Source organism: Streptantibioticus parmotrematis (assembly GCF_019890615.1).
GTDB classification, from domain to species: Bacteria; Actinomycetota; Actinomycetes; order Streptomycetales; family Streptomycetaceae; genus Streptantibioticus_D; species Streptantibioticus_D parmotrematis.
In genome coordinates this window covers 37827-61747 of sequence record NZ_JAINVZ010000001.1, presented here as the reverse complement: position 1 = coordinate 61747, position 23921 = coordinate 37827, and the positions used below count along the sequence as shown (strand labels likewise).

At 73.3% G+C, this 23921-nt stretch carries 25 protein-coding genes and 1 riboswitch; of the genes, 13 read left to right on the top strand and 12 right to left on the bottom strand.

Annotated elements, in window-relative coordinates; genetic code table 11:
* Positions 1–239: 239 nt before the first annotated feature.
* Positions 240–887 (top strand): TetR/AcrR family transcriptional regulator, encoded by a 648-nt coding sequence (locus tag K7472_RS00310; protein WP_222973494.1) that lies wholly within the window; start codon positions 240–242, stop codon positions 885–887.
* Positions 888–947: 60 nt separating this feature from the next.
* On the opposite strand, the gene def is transcribed toward K7472_RS00310, so the two are convergent.
* Entirely contained in the window at positions 948–1493 is a 546-nt protein-coding gene (gene def / locus K7472_RS00305; RefSeq protein WP_222972830.1) for a peptide deformylase, read from the bottom strand.
* Between the two features lie 266 nt (positions 1494–1759).
* On the opposite strand from def, the gene K7472_RS00300 reads away from it, so the two are divergent.
* The 7 genes from K7472_RS00300 (at position 1760) to K7472_RS00270 (ending at position 8348) form a co-directional block, all read left to right on the top strand.
* On the top strand, positions 1760–2998 hold the full coding sequence (locus tag K7472_RS00300; RefSeq protein ID WP_222972828.1) for a MurT ligase domain-containing protein: 1239 nt from the start codon (positions 1760–1762) through the stop codon (positions 2996–2998).
* A gap of 40 nt (positions 2999–3038) precedes the next feature.
* Complete coding sequence (locus K7472_RS00295; RefSeq protein ID WP_222972826.1) at positions 3039–3770, top strand: type 1 glutamine amidotransferase; 732 nt, start codon at positions 3039–3041, stop codon at positions 3768–3770.
* Positions 3771–3880: 110 nt separating this feature from the next.
* Complete coding sequence (locus K7472_RS00290; protein WP_222972824.1) at positions 3881–4906, top strand: 6-phosphofructokinase; 1026 nt, start codon at positions 3881–3883, stop codon at positions 4904–4906.
* A 133-nt stretch (positions 4907–5039) separates the two neighbouring features.
* Positions 5040–6014, top strand: a complete 975-nt coding sequence (locus K7472_RS00285; RefSeq protein WP_222972822.1) for a cytochrome c oxidase assembly protein — start codon at positions 5040–5042, stop codon at positions 6012–6014.
* Between the two features lie 153 nt (positions 6015–6167).
* Positions 6168–6326: a hypothetical protein gene (locus K7472_RS00280; protein ID WP_222972821.1), complete on the top strand. Its 159-nt coding sequence runs from the start codon at positions 6168–6170 to the stop codon at positions 6324–6326.
* 124 nt (positions 6327–6450) lie between these two features.
* Complete coding sequence (locus tag K7472_RS00275; protein ID WP_222972819.1) at positions 6451–7167, top strand: lysophospholipid acyltransferase family protein; 717 nt, start codon at positions 6451–6453, stop codon at positions 7165–7167.
* Between the two features lie 158 nt (positions 7168–7325).
* Entirely contained in the window at positions 7326–8348 is a 1023-nt protein-coding gene (locus tag K7472_RS00270) for an NAD-dependent epimerase/dehydratase family protein (protein WP_308013737.1), read from the top strand.
* A 52-nt stretch (positions 8349–8400) separates the two neighbouring features.
* Here K7472_RS00270 and K7472_RS00265 read toward each other — a convergent pair whose 3' ends face one another.
* The 9 genes from K7472_RS00265 to K7472_RS00225 form a co-directional block, all read right to left on the bottom strand.
* The gene (locus K7472_RS00265) at positions 8401–9060 is read right to left on the bottom strand and encodes a DUF1707 domain-containing protein (protein ID WP_222972814.1); all 660 of its coding nucleotides are present in this window, start codon (positions 9058–9060) and stop codon (positions 8401–8403) included.
* Between the two features lie 148 nt (positions 9061–9208).
* Complete coding sequence (locus K7472_RS00260; protein ID WP_372457870.1) at positions 9209–10828, bottom strand: alpha/beta hydrolase; 1620 nt, start codon at positions 10826–10828, stop codon at positions 9209–9211.
* A gap of 143 nt (positions 10829–10971) precedes the next feature.
* Positions 10972–11895, bottom strand: a complete 924-nt coding sequence (locus K7472_RS00255) for an urease accessory protein UreD (RefSeq protein WP_222972808.1) — start codon at positions 11893–11895, stop codon at positions 10972–10974.
* An 8-nt stretch (positions 11896–11903) separates the two neighbouring features.
* Positions 11904–12599, bottom strand: a complete 696-nt coding sequence (gene ureG, locus K7472_RS00250; RefSeq protein WP_222973493.1) for an urease accessory protein UreG — start codon at positions 12597–12599, stop codon at positions 11904–11906.
* A gap of 99 nt (positions 12600–12698) precedes the next feature.
* Complete coding sequence (locus K7472_RS00245; protein WP_222972805.1) at positions 12699–13388, bottom strand: urease accessory protein UreF; 690 nt, start codon at positions 13386–13388, stop codon at positions 12699–12701.
* Between the two features lie 36 nt (positions 13389–13424).
* Positions 13425–15146: an urease subunit alpha gene (locus K7472_RS00240; RefSeq protein WP_222972802.1), complete on the bottom strand. Its 1722-nt coding sequence runs from the start codon at positions 15144–15146 to the stop codon at positions 13425–13427.
* 95 nt (positions 15147–15241) lie between these two features.
* Complete coding sequence (locus tag K7472_RS00235) at positions 15242–15553, bottom strand: urease subunit beta (RefSeq protein WP_222972800.1); 312 nt, start codon at positions 15551–15553, stop codon at positions 15242–15244.
* A gap of 7 nt (positions 15554–15560) precedes the next feature.
* Complete coding sequence (locus K7472_RS00230) at positions 15561–15863, bottom strand: urease subunit gamma (protein WP_222972797.1); 303 nt, start codon at positions 15861–15863, stop codon at positions 15561–15563.
* 298 nt (positions 15864–16161) lie between these two features.
* On the bottom strand, positions 16162–16443 hold the full coding sequence (locus K7472_RS00225) for a type II toxin-antitoxin system Phd/YefM family antitoxin (protein WP_222972795.1): 282 nt from the start codon (positions 16441–16443) through the stop codon (positions 16162–16164).
* A gap of 133 nt (positions 16444–16576) precedes the next feature.
* Between K7472_RS00225 and K7472_RS00220 the strand changes: the two genes are divergently transcribed.
* From K7472_RS00220 to K7472_RS00210, 3 genes are all read left to right on the top strand, one after another.
* Positions 16577–17257 carry an ATP-dependent Clp protease proteolytic subunit gene (locus K7472_RS00220; protein WP_222972794.1) on the top strand — a complete coding sequence of 227 codons (681 nt, stop codon included), beginning with the start codon at positions 16577–16579 and terminating at the stop codon, positions 17255–17257.
* A gap of 7 nt (positions 17258–17264) precedes the next feature.
* Positions 17265–17585, top strand: coding sequence for a hypothetical protein (locus K7472_RS00215; RefSeq protein WP_222972793.1), 321 nt, complete (start codon positions 17265–17267; stop codon positions 17583–17585).
* 664 nt (positions 17586–18249) lie between these two features.
* Positions 18250–18411, top strand: a riboswitch (cyclic di-AMP (ydaO/yuaA leader).
* A gap of 4 nt (positions 18412–18415) precedes the next feature.
* On the top strand, positions 18416–18901 hold the full coding sequence (locus tag K7472_RS00210) for a C40 family peptidase (protein WP_222972792.1): 486 nt from the start codon (positions 18416–18418) through the stop codon (positions 18899–18901).
* Positions 18902–19001: 100 nt separating this feature from the next.
* Here the strand turns inward: K7472_RS00210 and K7472_RS00205 are convergent, their stop codons facing one another.
* Together K7472_RS00205 and K7472_RS00200 are read right to left on the bottom strand one after the other, a co-directional pair.
* Entirely contained in the window at positions 19002–19529 is a 528-nt protein-coding gene (locus K7472_RS00205; protein ID WP_222972791.1) for an ATP-binding protein, read from the bottom strand.
* A gap of 396 nt (positions 19530–19925) precedes the next feature.
* A complete protein-coding gene (locus tag K7472_RS00200; protein ID WP_222972790.1) occupies positions 19926–21191 on the bottom strand; it encodes an 8-amino-7-oxononanoate synthase in 1266 nt (421 codons plus the stop codon).
* Between the two features lie 121 nt (positions 21192–21312).
* Between K7472_RS00200 and bioB the strand changes: the two genes are divergently transcribed.
* Positions 21313–22605 (top strand): biotin synthase BioB, encoded by a 1293-nt coding sequence (gene bioB / locus K7472_RS00195; RefSeq protein ID WP_222972789.1) that lies wholly within the window; start codon positions 21313–21315, stop codon positions 22603–22605.
* A complete protein-coding gene (locus K7472_RS00190) occupies positions 22598–23902 on the top strand; it encodes an adenosylmethionine--8-amino-7-oxononanoate transaminase (RefSeq protein ID WP_222972788.1) in 1305 nt (434 codons plus the stop codon). Before bioB ends, K7472_RS00190 begins: the two co-directional genes overlap by 8 nt.
* Positions 23903–23921 lie beyond the last annotated feature (19 nt).

Here is a 23921-nt window from a genome sequence, read left to right as displayed (position 1 = left end):
CCCTCCACCCGCCCACGCGCGGTGAGCGGTACCTCGTGCCATTGTTACTAACGGTAACACCTACCGTGTCCCGAGTGTGTTACCGGCCGGTACGGCCTGTCAACTCGACGCACGGGCAACCGGCACCCGTCCGGCGGAGTGTTACGTTTCGCTCAGCCGCCGAAATCGGCTCGCCGGTCGGCGCGCGACGCGCCGGACCGGCGCGCAAGAGGAACCGACCCGTGGGAGGGGACGCTCGGGTGCAGACCAGCCAGCGCACGGACCAGCAGCGGGCGACGGAGCGCCGCCGCAAGGAGCTGCTGGAGGCCGCGGACCGCGTCGTGCTGCGCGACGGCCCGGAGGCGTCGATGAACGCCATCGCGGCCGAGGCGGGCATCACCAAGCCGATCCTCTACCGGCACTTCGGCGACAAGAACGGGCTCTACCGCGCCCTCGCCAAGCGGCACACCGACGCCCTGCTGGCCTCCCTGCGCACCGCGCTGGACTCGGCCGACGCCCGCCGCGACCGGGTGGAGGCGACCCTGGACGCCTATCTGACGGCGATCGAGGCCCGCCCCCAGGTCTACCGCTTCCTGATGCACCCCACCGAGCAGGAGTCGTCGGACACCGAGAAGGGCTTCGACGCCGGGCGCCAGTCGGCACCGCTGCTGCGCAGACTCGGCGAGGAGCTGGCGCGGATCATCGCCGAACGCCTCGACCTCGGCCCGGGCGGCGACGAGCTGGCCCGGGTGTGGGGGCACGGCATCGTCGGCATGATGCACGCCGCCGGTGACTGGTGGCTCGGCGAACGCCCCTGCTCCCGCGAGCAGTTGGTCCGCCACCTCGCCGACCTGCTGTGGGGCAGGCTGGCCGCGGCGGCCGACATGCCCGGCGGCCCCGGCCTCTGACCGACGGGTCTCCCGCCCGTCCTGCACCGCTCTACGCGCGTCCCGCAGGGTGCGCGCCCCTCAGGGTGTCCCCTGCCGCAGCGCCCGCCGCCCCGCCCACAGGGCCCGCCGTCTGCGCAGGCCCCGCAGCCGGTCGGTGAAGACGGTGCCCTCCAGGTGGTCGCACTCGTGCTGGAGACAGCGGGCGAAGAACCCGGTGCCCTCGACGCGTACCGGGTTGCCGCGCAGGTCCACCCCCTCGACCACGGCGCGGTCGAAGCGCGTGGTGGGCGCCTCGACGCCGGGCAGCGACAGACAGCCCTCGGGGCCGGTGACCGGCTCGCCGTCCGCCGCGACCAGGCGGGGGTTGACCACGTGGCCCAGGTGCCTGCGGTCCTCGTCGTCGGGGCAGTCGTAGACGAACACCCGTTGCGCGACGCCGACTTGGGGCGCGGCCAGACCCACTCCGTCCGCCGCGTACATGGTCGCGAACATGTCCTCGACCAGCGCGGCCAGCGCGTCGTCGAAGGCCGTCACCCGACCGGCCGCACGGTGCAGGACCGGGGCGCCGAAGTGGCTCATCGTGCGTACGCTGCCGGAACTGCCGGGAATGCTGCCGAGTCGCATGACGGCAAGGGTAGAGGGCCCGCGCGGGGCCTTCCGGGCGCCGGGTGGCGGCAGTCGGCCGTGGCGCGGGTGCGGGGCCGGTCCGCGGAGTCGATAGGCTGATCCGTGACCGAAGCCTCCCGCCGGCGCTGCCGGGCACGACGCGCGGGGACCCTCCCCGCACCGCGGCGCGGTGACACGGCGGACACGTGGGCGCCACCCCTGCCAGGCGGTGGCGCCCGCACGTACGGAGGCGCGGTGCCGGACGCGAGGAGGATCGGAAGACGATGGCAGGCAACTCGGGGCCGCTGTCGCCGCGGGCGAAGCTGGCCGTGACGGCGGGCAAGGCGGCGGCGGCGGTGTCACGTGCGGCGGGCCGCGGCAGCGGATCGGTGATCGGCGGCAAGGTGGCCCTCAAGCTCGACCCCGATCTGCTGGCCCGGCTCGCCACCCACCTGGACGTGGTGCTGGTGTCGGCGACCAACGGCAAGACCACGACCACCCGGCTGATCGCCGAGGCGCTGCGGGCCTCGGGCCAGGTGGTCTCCAACGCGCTGGGCGCCAACATGCCCGCGGGCATCACCTCCGCGCTGGCCGGTGGCTCCGAGGCGCGCTACGGCGTGATCGAGGTCGACGAGAAGTACCTGGCCGGCGTCGCCCGCGACGTCACGCCGAAGGCGATCGCGCTGCTCAACCTCTCGCGCGACCAGCTCGACCGCGCCGCCGAGACCCGGATGCTGGCCGAGCGCTGGCGCGAGGGCCTGTCCGGCACCGACGCGGTCGTGGTGGCCAACGCCGACGACCCGCTGGTCGCCTGGGCCGCCTCGTCCTGCCCCACCGTCGTGTGGGTCGCCGCGGGCCAGGAGTGGAAGGACGACGCGTGGTCCTGCCCGTCCTGCGGCGGCGTGCTCCAGCGGCCGGGCGACGACTGGTACTGCGGTGACTGCGGCTTCCGCCGCCCGCCGCCGACCTGGGCGCTGTCCGGCGACTACGTGGTCGCCCCGGACGGGGTGGCCTGGCCGATCCAGTTGCAGCTGCCGGGCCGCGCCAACAAGGCGAACGCGGCCACCTCCGCGGCGGTCGCCGCGGTCTTCGGCGTCGCCCCCAAGGTCGCGCTGGAGCGGATGTACGCGGTCCAGGCGGTCGCCGGACGCTACGACGTCGTCCCGTACCAGGGCCGTGACCTGCGGCTGCTGCTGGCGAAGAACCCGGCGGGCTGGCTGGAGACGTTCTCGCTGATCGACGGCCCGCCCGCTCCGGTGCTGCTGTCGGTCAACGCCCGCGGCGCGGACGGCACCGACACCTCCTGGCTGTGGGACGTCGACTACACCCGGCTGGCCGGGCACCCGATCTTCGTCATCGGCGACCGCAAGCTCGACCTCGCGGTGCGGCTGGAGGTCGCGGGGCTCGACTTCAGGGTCTGCGCGGACGTGGACGAGGCGGTGCGCTCGGCGCCGCCGGGACGGATCGAAGTGATCGCCAACTACACCGCCTTCCAGGACCTGCGCCGCGCCGTGGGCAACTGATCCCGGCACCCCGAGCGCACCGACAGCAAGGATTGCGAGCATGAGCGAGACCAGCCTGCGCCTGGTGTGGGTCTACCCGGACCTGCTGAGCACCTACGGCGACCAGGGCAACGCCCTCGTGGTGGAGCGCCGCGCGCAGCAGCGGCACATCCCCGTCTCCCGGATCGACGTCCGGTCCGACCAGGCGGTGCCCACCTCCGGCGACATCTACCTGATCGGCGGCGGCGAGGACCGCCCGCAGCGGCTGGCGGCCGAACGGCTGCGCCGCGACGGCGGGCTGAACCGGGCGGTGGCCAACGGCGCGATCGTCTTCTCGGTCTGCGCGGGCTACCAGATCCTGGGCACCGAGTTCGTCAACGACCTGGGCCGCCCCGAACCGGGCCTGGGCATCCTGGACGTGCGCAGCATCCGCAACGACGGACCGCGGCACGTCGGCGACATCCTGGCCGACGTCGACGAGCGGCTGGGCCTGCCGCCGCTGACCGGGTTCGAGAACCACCAGGGCAACACGGTCATCGGCCCGAGCGCCCGTCCGCTGGCCCGGTTGCGGTACGGCAACGGCAACGGCACGGGCGACGGCACCGAGGGCGCGTGGTCCGACACGGTGTTCGGCACGTACGCGCACGGCCCGGTGATGGCCCGCAACCCGCTGTTCGCGGACATGCTGCTGAAGCTGGCGCTGGACGTGCACGCCCTGCCGCCGGTCGACGAGCAGTGGTACGAGGCGCTGCGCGCGGAGCGGATCGCGGCGGCCACGCAGCAGCCCGCCTGAGCACGCGGTTGGGGACGGCGGTATCCGCCTGCCGTTAGGCTGGCGGGGTCCATCCGGACGACGGCGTCCGGTCGGCTGGTTACGTTGCAGTTGCGGGAGTATCGAGAGCAATGCGTATTGGTGTGCTGACCAGCGGTGGGGACTGCCCCGGACTCAACGCCGTCATCCGGTCCGTGGTGCACCGCGCCGTGGCCGACCACGGCGACGAGGTGATCGGCTTCCACGACGGGTGGAAGGGTCTGCTGGAGTGCGACTACCGGAAGCTCGACCTCGACGCGGTGGGCGGCATCCTGGCCCGCGGCGGCACCATCCTGGGGTCCTCCCGGGTCCGTCCCGAGCACCTGCGCGGCGGTGTGGAGCGGGCCCGCGGCCACATGGCGGACCTCGGGCTCGATGCCATCATCCCGATCGGCGGCGAGGGCACGCTGAAGGCGGCCCGGCTGCTGTCGGACGCCGGGCTGCCCATCGTGGGCGTGCCGAAGACCATCGACAACGACATCGCCTCGACCGACGTCACCTTCGGCTTCGACACCGCCGTGATGGTGGCCACCGAGGCGCTCGACCGGCTCAAGACCACCGCCGAGTCCCACCAGCGGGTGCTGATCGTCGAGGTGATGGGCCGTCACACCGGCTGGATCGCGCTGCACGCGGGCATGGCGGCCGGTGCGCACGCGATCGTGGTGCCGGAGCGGCCGTTCGACATCGACGAGCTGACCGAGCTGGTCGGCAAGCGGTTCGAGGCGGGCAAGAAGTTCGCCATCGTCGTGGTCTCCGAGGGCGCCAAGCCGCGTGAGGGCTCGATGGAGTTCGACACCGGCGGCACGGACATCTACGGCCACGAGCGGTTCGCCGGTGTGGCCCGGCAGCTGTCGGTGGAGCTGGAGCACCGTCTGGAGAAGGAGGCCCGGCCGGTCATCCTGGGCCACGTCCAGCGCGGCGGTACCCCGACCGCGTACGACCGGGTGCTGGCCACTCGCTTCGGCTGGCACGCGGTGGAGGCCGCGCACAACGGCGACTTCGGCATGATGACCGCGCTGCGCGGCACCGACATCGTGCTGGTGCCGCTGGCCGAGGCGGTCGACCACCTCAAGACGGTGCCCGCCGAGCGGTACGTCGAGGCCGAGTGCGTGCTGTGACGCCGCGCCGAGGCTGAAGGACCGCCCCCGCCCGAAGTCCCGGGCGGGGGCGGTTCTACTCTGGTGCGGGCGCACCGGTCGGAATCGGCACAATCCAGGGTGCGTCGGCTGCTGGCGCGACGGGAGAGTGCGGATGGATCACGGCGGGCACGGAATGTCCGGCATGGGGGGCATGCACATGCCCATGAACCTGCCGCCGTTCAGCTTCGGCCGCGGGCTGGAGTACAGCGACGATCCGTTCTTCCTGGTCGGCTGCCTGCTGGCGCTCGCGCTGTACGGCTGGGCGGTGGCCCGCCTGGTGCGGCGCGGCGACTCCTGGCCGGTGGGCCGCACGATCGCCTGGACCATCGGCGTGCTCACCGTCGCACTCACCATGTGCACCAAGCTGAACGACTACGGCATGGTGATGTTCAGCGTCCACATGGTGCAGCACATGATCATCAGCATGCTCTCCCCGATCCTGCTGCTGATGGGCGCGCCGGTCACCCTGACGCTGCGGGCGCTGCCGACCGCCGGGCGCGGGCGCAAGGGACCGCGGGAACTGCTGGTGATGCTGCTGCACAGCCGCTACCTGCAGGTGATCACGCATCCGGCGTTCACCATCCCGCTGTTCATCGCGAGCCTGTACGGGCTGTACTTCACCCCGCTGTTCGACTTCCTGATGGAGAGCCGGATCGGGCACATCGCGATGATGGTGCACTTCCTCGCCGTGGGCCTGGTCTTCTTCTGGCCGATCATGGGCGTGGACCCGGGTCCGCACCGGCCGGGTCACGTGATGCGCATCCTGGAGCTGTTCATGGGGATGCCCTTCCACGCGTTCTTCGGCATCGCGCTGATGATGGCCTCGCAGCCGATGGTGAAGACCTTCGAGCACCCGCCCGCGTCGCTGGGCATCGACGCGCTGTCCGACCAGCACATGGCGGGTGGCATCGCCTGGGCGTTCAGCGAGATCCCGTCGGTGCTGGTGCTGATCGCGCTGGTCTTCCAGTGGTACGTCTCCGAACAGCGCAAGGCCAAGCGCGAGGACCGGGCGGCGGACCGGGACGGCGACCAGGAGCTGGTCGCGTACAACGCCTATCTGGCCTCGCTCCAGGCCCGGGGGCGCTGACCCCGCACCCCGTGCCGCCGGGTCGTCCCGGCTCGCCCCGTCGATCGTCGCCCCGTAGCGGAGGGAACCGCTGCGGGGCGACGATGGTTTTCGCGGCCCCGGGTACGGGGGTCCGGGCGGGTCTTCCTCGTGTGCGCGGAAGGGGGACGGCGGATGACGGGTGCGACGCGGGTGATGACGGCCGCGGCGCTGGCGACGCTGGTGCTGGTGACCGCGTACACGGTCGTGGTGGGCGACAGCGGCTGGCTCTGGCTGGGCTGGGCGACGCTGGCCGTACTGGCCGGGGGCACGGCGCTGGTCGGCAGCCGCTGACCGGGATCTGTCGCCCTTACGCCGGGGCGACGCGGGGAATACTGTCCGTGGTCACGTCGTGGCGACGTGCTCCCGGCCCGTCACCGCCCGCCCGTCCGTGTGCCGTACAGGGGAAGGCCCGACCTTGTTCTACTACGTGCTCAAGTACCTGGTCCTCGGTCCGCTGCTGAGGCTGCTCTTCCGGCCCCGGATCGAGGGCCTGGAGCACGTTCCCGAGGAGGGTGCGGCGATCGTCGCGGGCAACCACCTGTCGTTCTCCGACCACTTCCTGATGCCCGCGATCCTGCCGCGCCGCATCACCTTCCTGGCCAAGCAGGAGTACTTCACGGGCCCGGGGCTCAAGGGCGCGCTGATCGCGGCGTTCTTCCGCAGCGCGGGCCAGATCCCGGTCGACCGCACCGGCGGCAAGGCGTCGCAGTCGGCCGTGGAGGAGGCGCTGAAGGTGCTGCGGCGCGGGGAGTTGATGGGCGTCTATCCGGAGGGCACCCGCTCGCACGACGGTCGGCTGTACAAGGGGCGCACCGGGGTGGCGGTGATGGCCTTGAAGTCCGGTGCGCCGGTGGTGCCCTGCGCGATGGTCGGGACGTTCGAGATCCAGCCGCCCGGCCGGGTGCTGCCGAGGATCCGGCGGGTGACGATCCGGTTCGGCGAGCCGATGGACTTCTCCCGCTTCGCCGGGATGGAGAACGAGCGCTTCGTGCTGCGGTCGGTCGTGGACGAGATCGTGTACGCCATCATGGAGCTGTCCGGGCAGGAGTACGTCGACCGGTACGCGACCGAGGTCAAGGCCGAACTCGCCGCCGCGCGCGCCAACCACCCCAAGCTGCGCCGCCCGGCCTGACGGCGTGGCCCCGGTGGCGAGGGACCGGCGGCCGATCAGCGTACGGCGAACATCCCTGGCCCGCTCCCCCGGCCGCGCGTAGCGTCGGCCGCATGACGACGGGGACGCCGGGGACGGCCGGCACAGCGAGGACGACGGGGACGCCGGGCACGGCTTTCGTGCTCGGGGCGACGGGACAGATCGGGCGGCCCGCGGTGGCCGCGCTGGCCCGCGACGGCTGGCGGGTGCGCGCGGCGTCGCAGCGCGGGCGGCGGGACGACGCCTGGCCGGACGGCGTGGAGGCCGTCGCGCTCGACCGGGACGAGCCGGGCGCGCTGGCAGAGGCGCTGGGGGACGGCTGCGACGTGCTGGTGGACTGCGTGGCGTACGGCGCGGCGCACGCACGGCAGTTGGCGGCGCTGGCCGGGACGGTCGGCTCGGCGGTGGTGATCTCCAGCGCGGCGGTCTACGTGGACGAGCGGGGCCGCGGATTCGACACGCAGGACGAGCCGGACGGCCTGCCCCGCTACCCGGTGCCCATGTCCGAGGCGCAGCCGACGGTGGAACCGGGCGAGGCGACCTACGCGACGCGCAAGGTGGCGCTGGAGCGGGATCTGCTGGCGGCCGCCGACGCGTTGCCGGTGACGCTGCTGCGGGCGGGCGCGGTGCACGGGCCGCACAGCCGCTCCCCGCGCGAGCTGTACTTCGTCCAGCGCGTGCTGGACCGGCGTCCGGTGCGGGTGCTGGCCTACAACGGTGAGAGCCGCTTCCACACCGTGAACGCCGCCAACCTGGCGGAGCTGATCCGGCTGGCCGCGCGCAGGCCCGGCGCACGGGTGCTCAACGCGGTCGACCCGCAGGCGCCCACCGTGGCGGAGATCGGCGCGGCGGTGGACGCGGCGCTGGGGTACTCCTGCGAGACGGTGCTGGTGGACGGGAAGCCGCCGCGGGAGAACGTGGGTGACACCCCGTGGGCGCTGCCGCACCCCATGGTCCTCGACATGACCGCGGCGGAACGCGAGCTGGGCTACCGTGCGGCCACGGGCTACGCGGAGTCGATGCCCGCCACGGTGGAGTGGATGACCCGCGAACTGGCCGGGCGTGACTGGCGGGAGGCGTTCCCGAAGATGGCGGCCTCATACGGCGACGCGCTCTTCGACTACGCGGCGGAGGACGCGTGGCTGGCCGAGCAACGGAGTTGAGGGTACGTCAGTCAGAGGGCCGGGGGGCGGCGGAAGGCAGCCCCCCGCCCGCTCAACGCCAGTCCCGCCAGGGCCACTTGAAGCCGCCGCGCATCACCCGCACGTGGCCGAAGACGGAGCGGCCGGTGATGCGTACGACCGGGCCGTCGTCGCCCTTGGCTTCCTTGCCGCCGGGCAGCGAGCGCTTGCCGAACAGCGCGGTGCCGGTGTCGTAGACCCGGGCGTTGTCGGGCACCAGGATCTCGATCTTGCCGCCGAACGAGTGGGCGTGGATGACGACCTCGTGGCGCGTGAAGACGGCGTGGCGCAGGTCGATGACGGCGGCACCGAAGGTCGAGCGCACCACGGTCTCCGGCGGCACCGGCCACTGACCGCCGCGCCGGATCTTGCTGAACACCGCGTGCACCGGGGCCGCGTCGAGGTGCGGGGCGAGCGCCGTGGTGCGGCCTTCGGCGGGCTCGGGCAGGTCCTGGGTGAGGGGCGCGAGGTCGCCGCGGGTGCGGGCCGCGTAGACGGCTTCGAGCCGCTCGGCGTGCTCGTCGGGCGCGAGCCGTCCGGTGGCGAGCGCGTCGGCGAGGATTCCCGCGACGTGGTCGCGCTCCTCGTCGGAGGCACGCAGATCGGGCGCGGCGCCGGGCAGCTTGGTCAGCCGCGCACGCTGCGCACCGGAATCGGATCCGGGACCGGGTTCCGGAGCGGCGGTCGAGGACATACGGCGCCTCCTCGTCGAGGGCTGAGCGATGCACGCCGACCCGTCCGAGTCGGCGCGATTAAGCTATATCGCGATACCCCTCCCCCGCAACAAGCCCGCCCCGGCGCGCTCCCTCGAAGGGCGCGCGCCGGGGCGGTGGTGTGGGGGTTCAGCCGGTGGTCGGAAGGTCGGCGGCCTTGGCCTTCACCGTGGTGCGGGCGGGGGGCTGCGGGGTGGCGTGCGGGGCGCAGGTCACGTCGTGGGCGTCCAGCCTGCCGTTGACGAAGTAGGCGGTGACCCGGTCGTTGATGCAGGGGTTGACCAGGCCGGTGACGCCGTGCGAACCGGCACCGCGTTCGGTGATCATCTCCGAGCCTTTGAGCCTGCGGTGCAGTTCGACCGCGCCGGGGTACGGGGTCGCCGCGTCACGAGTGCTCTGCACGATCAGCACAGCGGGCAGACCCGCGTGCGAGCGGACGTCGAGCGGCGTGAGCTGCGGCTCGTGCCAGGTGGCGCACGGCAGGTTCATCGCCGCGTTGGGCCAGGTCATGAGCGGGTACGTGGCGTTCAGCCGGGTGTTGTCGCGGTCCCAGGTGGCCCAACTCCTCGGCCACGCGGCGTCGTTGCACTCCACCGCGGTGTAGACGGCGTTCTCGTTCTCCGCGGCGACCGCGTCGGCGGATCCGGCCGCGGCGGGGGTGGCGGCGGAGATCAGCGGCTTGGTGTCGCCCGCGACGTACTGGCTCCACGCGCCGGCCACGATCGTCCAGTACTGGTCGTAGTAGGGCGCGTTCTGGAAGAACGCGATCAGCTCGGCCGGGCCGACGACACCGCCCAGCGGGTGCGCCGCGGCGGTGGCGCGCAGCCTCAGCCACTGCCGCTCGACGGCGGCACGCGTCGTGCCGAGGTGGTAGTTCGCGTCGTGCCGGGCGACCCAGTCCTCCCAGTCGTTCCACCGGCCCTGGAACGCCACGTCCTGGTCGAGGTTGTTCCGGTACCAGATGTGGTCGGGGCTGGGGTCCACCACGCTGTCCACCAGCAGGCGCCGTACGTGGGTCGGGAAGAGCGTGGCGTAGACCGCGCCGAGATAGGTCCCGTAGGAGACACCCAGGTAGTTGATCTTCTTGTCTCCGAGCGCGGCACGGATGACGTCCATGTCGCGGGCGGTGTTGGGCGTGGTCAGGTACGGCAGCAGCCTGCCGCCGCGCTCGTGGCAGCCGTCGGCGTACCGCGCGGCGGTCTTGCGCAGCGCCAGCTTGTCGGCGGCGTCGCGCGGGACCGGGTCGGGCTTGGGCGCCTTGGCGAAGGCGCCGGGGTCCTCGCAGGAGACCGGCGCGGAGTGCCCGACGCCGCGGGGGTCGAATCCCACGAAGTCGTAGGCCTTGGCGGTGGCGGCCCAGATCGCGTTCTTCGTCGTGGTCCGGCGGGGGAAGGACAGGCCGGAGCCGCCGGGACCGCCCGGGTTGTAGATCAGCGAGCCCTGGCGCTGCGCCTTGGTGCCGGTGCTGCGCGCACGGTCGACGGCGAGCTTGATGGTGGGCCCGTTCGGCCTCGCGTAGTCGATCGGCACGGTCACCCATCCGCACTGGATGGGCGCGGCGAGCTGCCAGTCCGACGGGCAGGCGGTCCAGTGGATTCCGGCTTCGGCGGCGCGGGCCGCGGCGACGGCCGCCCCGCGTGCCTCGGTGGTGCCCGGCGCGTCGCGGTCGGCCGCGTACCCGGCCGGGGCGGTGGCGACGGCTCCCGCGAGCAGGGCGGCGACGGCGCCCAGCACGGTGATGCGTTTCAAGGACTTTCCCCTCCTTGCCGGCGTGCCGCCGTGGTCGTGGGCGGTCACGCGGTGTCGGGGCGATCCTTTCTCCATCGCACAGGATTCGCACAGCCCGTACAGAGGTTTCTTCATCATTTCGTAAGCTTGGCCAGGCGTTCGCCCTACGACGATCCGGCAGCGTCCGATCGGCTGACCGGTTGCGCCGGGCCGGTCACGGCGGCCGCCGCGCCGCCCCGGTCCAGCAGCCGACGTACCGTCAGGCCGTCGTGCGCCAGGGCCGTCACCAGCGTGGCGGGGCCCGCGAGCGGGGTCAGCACCGCCTCGCCCCGCGCCGGATCCTCCGTCAGGAGGCGTACGTCGGGCGCCTGTTCACCGAACTCGGGGCTCACCGTGAGTAGTTGGCCGGTCGCGCGGTACCCGCCGAGGACCGCGGGGCCCGACCATCCCGGTTCCCCCGGGCCGAACGCGAGTTCCTGGTCGAGCAGCGGTCGTCCGGCCCGCCGTACCGTCAGCCTGTTCACCAGCCGCCCGGTCCGCTCCCCCGCCCGGCCGAGCACCTGTTCCTCCCGGAACACCAGCCGTGCCCCGGCGGCGAGGGTGACGCGCGTGGTCACGGTCAGATCGCTTCCGGCCACGACGATCAACGGCTCGGGCAGCCAGTGCAGTTCGGCGCCCTCGCCCAAGCTCAGGTCGATGTCGTACGTCGCGGGGGCACCGTCGCGGCCGGGCAGCGAGACGGTGGCGGCGGCCGCTCCGACGCGGAGCCTCGCGCCCGCGAGGACCTCGGCGGACAGCGTCAGCCGGTCCCCGCCGAGGGGCGCGGCCATCGCCCCGACCACGGTGACGTGCGCCCAGGGCCCATGCGATCGCGTGCGGCGCAGGGCGAAGGGGCCGGCTCCGTCCAGCACGGGCAGCGCGGTGCCGCCCCGGCCGTCGGGGGCGGCGACGACGCGGGCACCGGCGTGGACGCCGCTGGACGGGACGGCGGCGCGGCGCACGGCCGGGGAGGCGTCCGGGGCGCAGGCGCCGAGCGCGGTGCGTGCGGCGTCCGGGGCGGAGGCGGCCTCCGGGGTGGTCGTGGGCACGGGAGGCGTCACGCCGCCGCGGTCCAGGCGGCGAGCCGGGTCCTGACCCAGGTGGCCACCGGCGCGATCCCGTCGGCCTGGGCCAGCGAGGTGAAGACGACCGGGAGGTCGCCGCGTTGCGCCTTGGCGTCGCGGGCCATCACCTCCAGGTCGGCGCCGACCAGCGGCGCGAGGTCGGTCTTGTTGACCACCAGCAGGTCGGCGGTGGAGACGCCGGGACCGCCCTTGCGCGGGATCTTGTCGCCGCCCGCCACGTCGATCACGAACGCCTGCGCGTCCACCAGCCCCCTGGAGAAGGTCGCGGTGAGGTTGTCGCCGCCGGACTCCACGAGCACCAGGTCGAGCGGCCCGACCGCCTCCTCCAGGTCCTCGATCGCCTCCAGGTTGGCGGAGATGTCGTCGCGGATGGCGGTGTGCGGGCAGGCTCCGGTCTCCACGGCACTGATCCGCTCGGGCGGCAGGACGGCGTGACGCAGCAGGAACTCGGCGTCCTCACGGGTGTAGATGTCGTTGGTGACGACGCCGATGGACAACTCGTCGCGCAGCAGCCTGCACAGCGCGGCGACGGTCGCCGTCTTGCCCGATCCGACCGGCCCGCCGAACCCGACGCGCAGGGCGCGGCGGCGCCCGTCGGGGCGCGGGTCCGGCGCACTCAGGGCGGGGGCGTGGCGCTGGGGGTAGGTCTCGGGGTGGTCGAGGTGCACGGTGACTCCGATCGGTGGCTTGCGGATGGGGGCTCGGGGGGGCATCCGGCACGGTGCGGCCCCTGGCGGGACGGTCGCGACGGTGCGGCCGTCCCGGGATCACGACGCGAAGAGCCGTACGGGCCAGGCGGCGTGGTGTTCGGCGAGGATGTCGAGCAACGGTGCCGAGGCCGCCGGGAGCGCGTCGGTCCCCTCCGCCGCGACCCGTTCGGCGCGACGGAGGGCGTGCGCGGTCACCGCGTCGACCTCGGGGGCCAGCCGCGCCAGCACCGCCGTCGCCTCGAACGGGTCCAGGCCGAGCAGCCGCACCGCCGCCGTCGCGGGTCCGCTCACCGACTCGTGGGCGGCGGCCCGTGCGGCGTCCGGTGGGCCGAGCCCCGCAGAGGCGGCTGCCACGCCGAGCACGACGGGCTGGTGGGCGCCGCGCGGCCGGGCGGCGGCCAGGTCGTCCAGGGCCGCCGAGGGCCAGGCGGCCCGGGCCGCGCGCATCATCTGCCGCCCCAGCTTCCGGGCGGTGGCGCGCAGGGCCGGTGACGGCGTACGGGCGTCGGCCGCCTCGTCGAGCGCCAGCGGGTCGTGACCGGTGGCAGCGGCGGCGGCCAGTCCGGCGGCGACCAGCCCGCAGGTGTGCAGGCGGCCCCGGCAGAACCGCTCCAGGGCGGCGGCGTCGTCGAGCCGTCCGGCGCGCACCGCGGCCTCCACGCCGCCGGAGTGGGCGTGGCCCCCGGCCGGGAAACGGCCGTCGGCGAGGACCAGGAGTGCGGCGGAAGCGCCCGCTGTGGTCGTCATCACCAGCTCACTGTGGTCGTCATCACGAGAGCGCCGTCAGAAGAGGAAGTAGCGCTGTGCCATGGGCAGTTCGGTGGCGGGATCGGGTTCCACCGCCTCGCCGTCGATCCGTACCGTGAAGGTGTCGGGGTCGACCTCCACCCTGGGCATGGCGTCGTTCTCCCGCAGGTCGGCCTTGGTGACCGGTCGGGTGTCGCGGATGGCCGCGAACCGCTTTCCCAGGCCCAGCCGTTCGGCGAGCCCGTCGTCCAGCGCGGTCGGGGTGACGAAGTTGAGCGAGTTGGCGGCGGGCGCGCGTCCCGTGGCGCCGAACATCGGCCGGGGAAGGACGGGTTGGGGCGTCGGGATGGAGGCGTTGGCGTCGCCGACCTGCGCGTACGCCACCTGTCCACCCTTGATGACGAGGTGGGGTTTGACGCCGAAGAACGCCGGTTCCCACAGCACGAGGTCGGCGAGCTTGCCGTCCTCCACCGATCCCACCTCCGCGTCCATGCCCTGGGCGATCGCGGGGTTGATGGTGTACTTGGCGACGTAGCGCCGGGCCCGGTGGTTGTCGGCGCGGCCGTCGCCCGGCAGCGCGCCGCGGCGTCGCTTCATCACATGCGCGGTCTGCCAGGTGCGCAGCACCACCTCTCCGATCCGGCCCATGGCCTGGGAGTCGGAGGAGATGATCGAGATGGCGCCGAGGTCGTGCAGCACGTCCTCGGCCGCGATGGTCGAGGGGCGGATCCTGGACTCGGCGAACGCGAGGTCCTCCGGCACGGCGGGGTTGAGGTGGTGGCAGACCATCAGCATGTCGAGGTGTTCGTCGATGGTGTTGGCGGTGTGCGGGCGGGTGGGATTGGTCGACGAGGGCAGCACGTTGGGCTCGGACACCACGGTGATGATGTCGGGCGCGTGCCCGCCGCCGGCGCCCTCGGTGTGGTACGCGTGGATGCCGCGTCCGGCGATGGCCGCGAGGGTGTCCTCGACGAAGCCCGCCTCGTTGAGCGTGTCGGTGTGGATCGCCACCTGCGCGCCGGTCGCGGCGCACACCGTGAGGCAGGCGTCGATGGCCGCAGGGGTGGCTCCCCAGTCCTCGTGGATCTTGAACCCCACGACTCCGGCGAGGAGTTGGTCGTACATCGAGTCGACGCTGACGGTGTTGCCCTTGCCGAGCAGCCCGACGTTGACCGGTGAGGACTCCAGCGCCTCGAAGGTGCGGGCGAGGTGCCATGCGCCCGGGGTGACGGTGGTCGCCTTGCTTCCCTCGGCCGGTCCGGTGCCGCCGCCGACGAGTGTGGTGACCCCGGACGCCAGTGCCTCGTCCACCAACTGCGGGCAGATGAAGTGGACATGGGCGTCGACCGCGCCCGCGGTGAGGATGAGGCCGCCTCCCGCGATGATCTCGGTCTCCGGGCCGATCACCAGCCAGGGGTGCACGCCGTCCATCGTCTCGGGGTTGCCCGCCTTGCCGATGGCGGCGATCCGTCCGTCCCTGATGCCGACGTCCGCCTTGACCACACCCCAGTGGTCCAGGACGACCGCGCCGGTGATCACGGTGTCCGGGGCGCCCTGGGCCCGGGTCACCCGGGACTGGCCCATCGACTCGCGGATCACCTTGCCGCCGCCGAACACCGCCTCGTCGCCCGCCCGTCCGGGACCGCCGGACAGGTCGCGTTCGATCTCGATCAGCAGGTCGGTGTCGGCCAGCCGGACGCGGTCGCCGGTGGTCGGCCCGTAGAGGTCCGCGTAGGCGGCACGGGTGAGTTGAGCCATCGTCAGTTCCCTTGTACGGCGGCCGTGTTGGGGGATGGTGGGTGCGAGGGCGGTGCGGCGGTGCCCTGGTTCAGGTGTCGAGGCGGTGGCCTGGTTCAGGTGTCGAGGGGCCCGCAGGTCTCGCCACGCAGTCCGGCGACCACGCGCTCGCCCGCTATCGGCACGAGCTCGACCTCGACCGGCAGCCCCGGTTCGAACCGCACGGCGGTGCCGGCGGCGACCGACAGCCGCAGGCCCCGGGCGGCCTCCCGGTCGAACTCCAGCCCCGGGTTGGCCTCGGCGAAGTGGTAGTGCGAGCCGACCTGCACCGGCCGGTCCGCGGCGTTGAGCACCGTGAGCCTGACGACGGGACGTCCTTCGTTGAGGACCACCGGCTCGTCGGCGTGGAGGATCTCTCCCGGAATCATCGCCGGTTCAGCCGATCGGGTCGTGGACGGTGACCAGCTTGGTGCCGTCCGGGAAGGTCGCCTCCACCTGGACGTCGGACAGCATCTCCGGGATGCCCTCCATGACCTCGTCACGGGTGAGCACCTTGCGGCCGGAGGACATCAACTCCGCGACGGTACGGCCGTCCCGGGCGCCTTCGAGGACGTGCGTGGTGATGAGCGCGACCGCCTCGGGGTGGTTGAGCCGTACACCGCGGTCGAGACGTCTGCGCGCCACGTCCGCCGCCACGTGGATCAGCAGACGCTCCTGTTCATGCGGGGTCAGTCGCACGCGTACCACCTCACGTCGTCCCTGCTCGGTCCTGCCCGGTGCCGCTCGCGGGCCATGGGTCATCGGCCACGGCCCGCCCGCCACGGTCGGGCGTCGGGAGCCGGCGCGTGAGGGGTGCGCACACCGGGTGTCCGGATGACTGCACCATGCACGGTACGCCCGGCCGAGCCCCGCTTGACCTGCTGGTTCCCAGGTTTTTGCAGGGTGATTACGCACTCGCGTCCGGTCGGTTTCGCGGGCGTTAAGCCTCCGTCGGCGCGGCGTGCGAAAGGCTCTTCCCGGTGACGGACCGCGGGATTCAGGCCTCCGGGGAGTGCGGGGCGTGGTGGGCGGCGATGCCGAAACGGGGGCGTTCGCCGGGAGCGGACGCTCCGAGTCCCACGGCGGAGACGGAACTGATCATCCGGCCGCCCTCGGCCCGTTCGTCCTCTTCGAGTCGCCGCAGGTCGGCGGCGGAGACCAGGGCGACGAGCGGCTTGCCGTGCCGGGTGACGACGACCCGCTCGCCGCCGTAGACGACGCGGTTGATCAGCTCGGCCAGCTCGGCGCGGGCTTGTGTCACGGGGACTTCGTGGGCCATGCTCACCATCATAACGGACCGTACGTCCTGTACATTTTTTACAGAGCTGCCTTTTACACAGAGCCGCTGTCGCAGGGCCGCGCGCTCGCCGGTGCGAGACCGCGTCCCGCCCGAGGCCATGGAGGTGTCGCCCATGCCAGGACGAACCGGAGACCCCGCGGGGCCGGAGCAAGGAGGCCCCGCAGGCCCGGAGCAGGCTGAACCACCCGGACTGCGCAGCGGACTTGGCCTGCTGCCGCCGCAGGACGACGGCCTCTACGCCCACCTGCTCGCGCGTCGGGTGGTCATGCTCGGCGGGTCCCTCGACGACGCCTCGGCGAACGTCCTGATCGCGCAGCTGCTGCGGCTCGACCGCGACGCGCCGGACCGCGAGATCCAGCTGTGCGTCAACTCGCCGGGCGGCTCGTTCACCGCCCTGACCGCGCTCCACGACACGATGCGCCATCTGTCCTGCGACGTCCGCACGGTCTGCCTGGGTCAGGCGGGCCCCGCGGCGGCCGTGCTCCTGGCCGCCGGGACGCCGGGCAAGCGCCTCGTCCTGCCCGGCGCCCGCATCACCCTCCAACAGCCCACGAACGACGAGCCGTTGCACGGGCGGGCGTCCGACCTGAAGGTGCACGTCGCCGAACTGCTGCGCAGGCGTGACCGGTTCGAGGAACTGCTCGCCCGGTACACCGGACGCCCCCGCTCCCGCGTGCACGCCGACCTGGAGCACACGACCGTACTCGACGCCCAACAGGCCGTTGCTTACGGGCTGGTGGACCGGGTCGCCGAGAACGGCGAGGCCTTCCCGGCAGCATCCGAGGACCGGTGATCGCAACGTGATCCCCGACCTGCCGCCGATGCCCGCGCTGACCCGCGCCGAGGGCCAGTTCATCGACAGCTACCTGGCCATCGCCGACCTGCTGGGCCGCGCCAACCCGGCCCGCGCCACGAACACCTACGCCGCACTGCGCGCCGCCCAGGCGCTGGTGGGCCAGGCCGCCTCGCTCAGAGACGCGCTGGCCCTGATGCACGAACGCGGCGAGGCCGAGGTGCACCGGGACACGCTGGTGCGGGCGCTGCGCGTCCTGGACGGCGAACGCAGGACGTCGCTGCCCGCGATCCCCCGGAAGGAGCCGGAGCGCGAGGGGGACGGCTGACGGCAGGACGGGTTGGGGCAGAACGGTTGGCGACGGGACGGCTGGGGGCAAGGCGGCTGAGGAGGCGAGACGGTCGGGGGCAAGGCGGCTGAGGGCACAGGACGGCTGAGGCTGGCGGCGGGGTCGGGCTTGGGGAGTGGGCGCCGGAAGCCGGGCCCGCGTGGCGCTCGGTCCCGTGAGCAGGCCGGAACCTACCGTCCGTGACGGAGGGGCGGGGCGGAGGGGCGGAGCGTCCGACGGGGGTGCCTACGATCCGTGACGACGCGCCGCCCGAGGCCGCCGGTCCGGGCCGCCGACCAGCGCGCCGTCACGCACCGCCGATGCGTTGCGCCGTGATCGCGTTCGTGATCGCGTTCGTGATCGCTCCGTCCGCGCCGGTCGCGCCGGAACTCCCCCGCCTCACGCGAGCACGCGGCCCTCGCGATCCGACCGCGCCGACCAGGCGCGACACGCCGCCGTCACCCGGTCGGCGCAGCGGCGCTCCGAGCCGTGATCAGGCGTCCAACCACAGCCGATGCCCCGTATCCGATCACAAAGAGACACGAACACAGCGTTTTGCGTTAGAGATTTTTCCGGTTTGTGCGTAATCATCCCTGGGACGACAAGCCCCCGCCGAAGGGGTGGGGCGCTCCGAGCGAACGCCGAGTCCTGCCGGCGCCCGGAGGTCAGGTCGACGCCACAGCCGGCAGGAGCGGAGGACCCGAGCGGTACGGGGTCCGTCGAAGGACGTAAGGACCCCTTGGGGTGAAGCCGCCACGGCGGCCGGGCATTCTTCGCCTGCCCGAACCCGACAGGCACTCCTTCGCAGGCGGTCGACGAAGGAGTGCGCGATGAGTGCGCCGATATCACCCACCGCATGCCTGGCCAAGGCGCTCTCCCGGACCGGGACGACGGCGGTGCTGACCGCGGCCGCCCTGGCCGGAAGCCTGCTGGCGCCCGGGATGGCGCCGCCCGCGAACGCGGCGGCCGTGGCCATGGAGGCCCTGCACGTCGCGGCGGCCAAGCGGGGCTCCCCCTACCAGTACGGCGCGACCGGGCCGTACCGCTTCGACTGCTCGGGGCTGACGCTCTACGCCTTCCGGCAGGCCGGGCGGAGGCTGCCGCGGACCGCCGCCGAGCAGTACGACGGGACCCGGCACATCCCCGCCTCGTCACGGGCCCCCGGCGACCTGGTCTTCTTCCACTACGGCGACGACGTCTACCACGTCGGCGTCTACGCGGGCGACGACGAGATCTGGCACGCGCCGCACACCGGGGCACGGGTCCGGCTGGAACACATCTGGACCCGCAGCGTCTGGTACGGGCGGGTCAGCTGACCGGGCGGGTCCTGGGGCCGGACTCCGGACCCACCCGGAAGATCCGGCCTCCGGACCCACCCGGAAGAAACGTTCCGGTGCACGCTGGAAGCGGCCGGGGTCAGCGGGATCTGCCGAGCACGCCGACGCCCCGCGCCGTGGCCGGTGACGGCACGGGCGACGTCGCGCGGGCGGCCGCCTCGCGGCACGGGCGGTCCACGACCGCCGTCTCGACGGCCCACGGCAGCACGACCCACACCGTCTTGCCGCCGTCCGCCGTGGGCGTCACCGACATCCGGCCGCCGCACTCCGCGGTCAGTGACCTGACGATGACCATGCCGCGCCCGTTGTCCTGCTGCACGGCCGCCGGGAGCCGCTGCGGCCAGCGCGGATGGCTGTCCGTCACGCCGATGCGCAGTCGCTCGCCGCGCTCCAGCCTCAGGTCGACGGTGAACGTCGGCGAGCGGCCGAAGGTGTGCTGCACGGCGTTGGTGACGAGCTCGGAGACGATCAGCCGCACGCTGTCCGCGACGGGGGCCCGCTCGGGAAGGCCCCACTGGCCGAGGACTCCCGCCACGTAGTCGCGGGCGACGCGCACCGAGGCGGGATCGCTCGGCAAGGTGACGGCTGCTTCCTGATGGTCTGCCATGGCGAGGCTGTTCCTTTTCCGCCGGCTCCGGTCCTCCGGCGGTCGGCATCTCCTCGCGCGGCGCGGCCGCGGCGGATATGTCAGCGGCACAGCCGTCGTCGGCTGTTCCCGCCGGAGTGGCATCCATGCTGCCGCCGAACGGTGAGGTACGCCAAGCCATGGTCATATCTGTCCCTCGAAGCAGTGAACTCTGCGACGAAAGAGCGCATTACAGGGCACAGTGCCCGACCGGCGCGCGCCCCCCACGGAAGGTGAGCGGCTCGCGCCCCTCGACAGCGGCCCGACGCCCAGTGCTCGACAGCGTCCCGACGCCCAGTGGTCGACCGCGTGCCGACACTCATTGCCCGACCGCGTGCCCACGCTCAGCGGCAGGCCCCTTCGACGGCTTGCCGGTGCTCAGCGGCGGGCGCCCCGCGGTGCGGTACGGACGATCACCTCCACCGCCCGGTCGATCTGTTCACCCGTCAGGTCGGCGCGGGCGGTCAGACGCAGCCGGGAGATGCCGTCCGGCACCGACGGCGGCCGGAAGCAGCCCACCGCGAGCCCCTCGTCACGGCAGTCCGCCGCCCACCGCAGCGCCGCCTCGGGCGCGGGCGCGAGCACGGACAGGACGCAGGCGTCCGGGGCGACCGCGTCCAGACCGGCGCCGGTCAGCCTGTCGTACAACTCCCGCGCCACGCCGTGTGCCCGGCCCGGACGTTCCGGCTCACGCCGCAACACCCGCAGCGCGGCGAGCGCCCCGGCCGCGGCGGCGGGCGCGAGGCCGGTGTCGAAGATGAACGTGCGGGCGGCGTTGACCAGGTGCTCCACGACCCGCGCCGGTCCGAGCACCGCGCCGCCCTGGCTGCCGAGCGCCTTCGACAGGGTCACCGTGCAGACCACGTCCGGCGCCCCCGCCAGACCTGCCGCGTCGGCCGCTCCCCGGCCTCCCTCGCCGAGCACCCCGAGCCCGTGCGCGTCGTCGATCAGCAGAGCGGCGCCCGCCGCGCGGCAGACCGGGGCGAGACGGGCGAGCGGCGCCGCGTCGCCGTCCACAGAGAACACCGAGTCGGTGACGACGAGCGCGGGACCCTCGTGGCCGGCGAGTGCCTTGCGGACGGTGTCGGGATCGCGGTGCGCGACGACCTCGGTGGTGGCTCGGGCCAGGCGGCAGCCGTCGATCAGCGACGCGTGGTTGCCCGCGTCGGAGACGATGAGGCCGCCGGGCGCGCTCAGCGCGGTGACCGCGGCGAGGTTGGCCGCGTAGCCACTGGCGAAGACCAGGGCGGACTCGAAGCCGCAGAACGCGGCGAGTTCGGCCTCCAGTTCGGCATGCAGCGCGGTGGTGCCGGTCACCAGGCGCGATCCGGTCGAGCCCGCGCCCCAGCGCAGGGCGGCGTCGGCGGCGGCCCGGGTGACCTCGGGGTGCCGGGTCAGACCGAGGTAGTCGTTGCCCGCCAGGTCCAGCGGCGCGGCGTCGGCCGCGCGCGGGCGCAGGGTCCGCACCAGACCGGCCCGGCGGCGGGCCCGCGCGCGTTCGTCGATCCAGCCGAACGGGTCACGGGCGGCCGGGGCGGTGACGGGCGCAGCGGTCGCGGACGGAGCAGTGGCGGGCGGAGCGGTGGCGGGTGGGCGCGGCGCACGGGGCGTCGATCGGTCGCCGGGGCGCGGGTCGAGGGTCATGTCCGGCAACCTAACCGCCCGTGACACCGGCCCGTCATGTGGTGATGCACACACCTTCGCGGCCGGGTGTTGTGCGGTCCGCCATTGGCCGGGACCGGTGCACTGCGCGAAGATCGGCGCCATGGACCTGCTGAAGACGCTGGTGGACAAGGGGCTGCGGCGCGAACTGCCGACCCGCGACGAGGCGCTGGCCGTACTGGCCACCTCCGACGACGAACTGCTCGACGTGGTGGCCGCGGCCGGCACGGTGCGCCGCCAGTGGTTCGGGCGGCGGGTGAAGCTCAACTATCTGGTCAACCTGAAGTCCGGGCTGTGCCCCGAGGACTGCTCGTACTGCTCGCAGCGGCTCGGCTCCAAGGCCGACATCCTCAAGTACACCTGGCTGAAGCCGGACGAGGCGGCGGCCGCGGCGGGCGCGGGCGTCGCGGGCGGCGCCAAGCGCGTCTGCCTGGTGGCGAGCGGCCGCGGCCCGACGGACCGGGACGTGGACCGGGTCTCGAAGACCATCGAGGCGATCAAGGACCAGAACGAGGGCGTCGAGGTGTGCGCCTGCCTCGGCCTGCTCTCCGACGGCCAGGCCGACCGCCTGCGCTCCGCGGGCGCCGACGCGTACAACCACAACCTCAACACCTCCGAGGCGACCTACGGCGACATCTGCTCCACGCACGACTTCTCCGACCGCGTGGAGACGGTCAAGCAGGCACAGGCGGCCGGGCTCTCGGCCTGTTCGGGGCTGATCGCGGGCATGGGCGAGTCGGACGCCGACCTGGTCGACGTGGTGTTCGCGCTGCGGGAGATGGACCCGGACTCGGTGCCGGTCAACTTCCTCATCCCGTTCGAGGGCACGCCGCTGGCCGAGAAGTGGTCCCTCACCCCGCAGCGCTGCCTGCGGATCCTGGCGATGGTCCGGTTCGTCTGTCCGGACGTGGAGGTGCGGCTCGCGGGCGGCCGGGAGATCCACCTGCGCACCCTTCAGCCGCTGGCGCTCCACCTGGTCAACTCGATCTTCCTGGGCGACTACCTGACCAGTGAGGGCCAGGCGGGCAAGGCCGACCTGGAGATGATCGCGGACGCCGGCTTCGAGGTGGAGGGCGCGGGCACCACGACCCTGCCCGAGCACCGGGTGAACGGGGCGCAGGACGGCGGTGGTTGCGGTGCGCACGCGAGCGGCGGTTGCGGCTCGCACGCCGAGGACGGCGGTTCGCACGGCGACGTCTGCGGCTCGCATGCGGAGAACGGCGGCTCGCACGGCGGCGGTTGCGGGACGTGCGGTGACCAGGAACAGGTCGCGGCTTCCGCCGGTGAGGGTGCCGCGCCCGCAGCCGTCGCCGCCGAGGGGGCTCCCACCGGGCGGCCCGACCTCGTGGCCGTGCGCCGCCGCGGCGCCGGGACGGACCTCGCGCCCAATGCCTGAGTCGTACGACCCGGCCGATCTGCTCAAGCTCGACCAGGAGCACGTGTGGCATCCGTACGGGCCCATGCCCGGCCGGTCGGAACCGCTGCTGGTGGAGTCGGCGAGCGGCGTGCGGCTGCGCGTCGTGGGTCCGGACGGGAACCGCACGGAGCTGGTCGACGGCATGTCCTCGTGGTGGTCGGCTATCCACGGCTACAACCACCCGGTGCTCAACGAGGCGGCCCACGGCCAGCTGGAACGGATGAGCCATGTGATGTTCGGCGGGCTCACCCACGAGCCCGCCGTCCGGCTCGCCACCCGTCTGGTCGAGATCACCCCGGAACCGCTGCGGCACGTCTTCCTCGCCGACTCCGGGTCGGTCTCGGTCGAGGTCGCGGTGAAGATGTGCCTGCAGTACTGGCGTTCCACCGGCCGCCCCGCCAAGCGGCGCCTGCTGACCTGGCGCGGCGGCTACCACGGTGACACCTGGCAGCCGATGTCGGTGTGCGATCCGGACGGCGGCATGCACCACCTGTGGTCCGGGGCCCTGCCCGAGCAGGTCTTCGCCGACGCCCCGCCCGGCGGGTACGACGACGCGCCCGACCCGGCGTACGAGGCGCACCTGCGGGAGCTGATCGCACGGCACGCCGACGAGTTGGCTGCCGTGATCGTGGAGCCGGTGGTGCAGGGCGCGGGCGGGATGCGCTTCCACTCCCCCGGCTACCTGCGGGTGCTGCGCGAGGCATGCGACGAGCACGGCGTCCTGCTGGTGTTCGACGAGATCGCGACCGGTTTCGGGCGCACCGGCGAGTTGTTCGCGGCCGGGCACGCCGGGGTCGCGCCGGACGTGATGTGCGTGGGCAAGGCGCTGACCGGTGGCTATCTGACGATGGCGGCGACGCTGTGCACCTCCCGGGTCGCCGAGGGGATCAGCGAGGGCGAGGTGCCGGTGCTCGCGCACGGCCCGACGTTCATGGCGAACCCACTGGCCGCCTCGGTGGCCGTCGCCTCGCTCGACGTGCTGCTGGGCCAGGACTGGGCGGCCGAGGTGCGGCGCATCGAGGCCGGACTGCGCGCGGGCCTGGCCCCGGCCACGGGGATCGCGGGAGTGCGGGACGTCCGTGTCCTGGGCGCGATCGGCGTCGTCCAGCTCGACCACGAGGTGGACATGGCGGCGGCGACCAGGGCGGCGGTGGACGCGGGCGTGTGGCTGCGGCCGTTCCGCGACCTGATCTACACGATGCCGCCCTACGTCACCGGAGACGACGACGTGGCGCGGATCTGCGCGGGCGTGCTGGCGGCGGCACAGGGGGCGTGAGCGATGGACGGGACAGTCG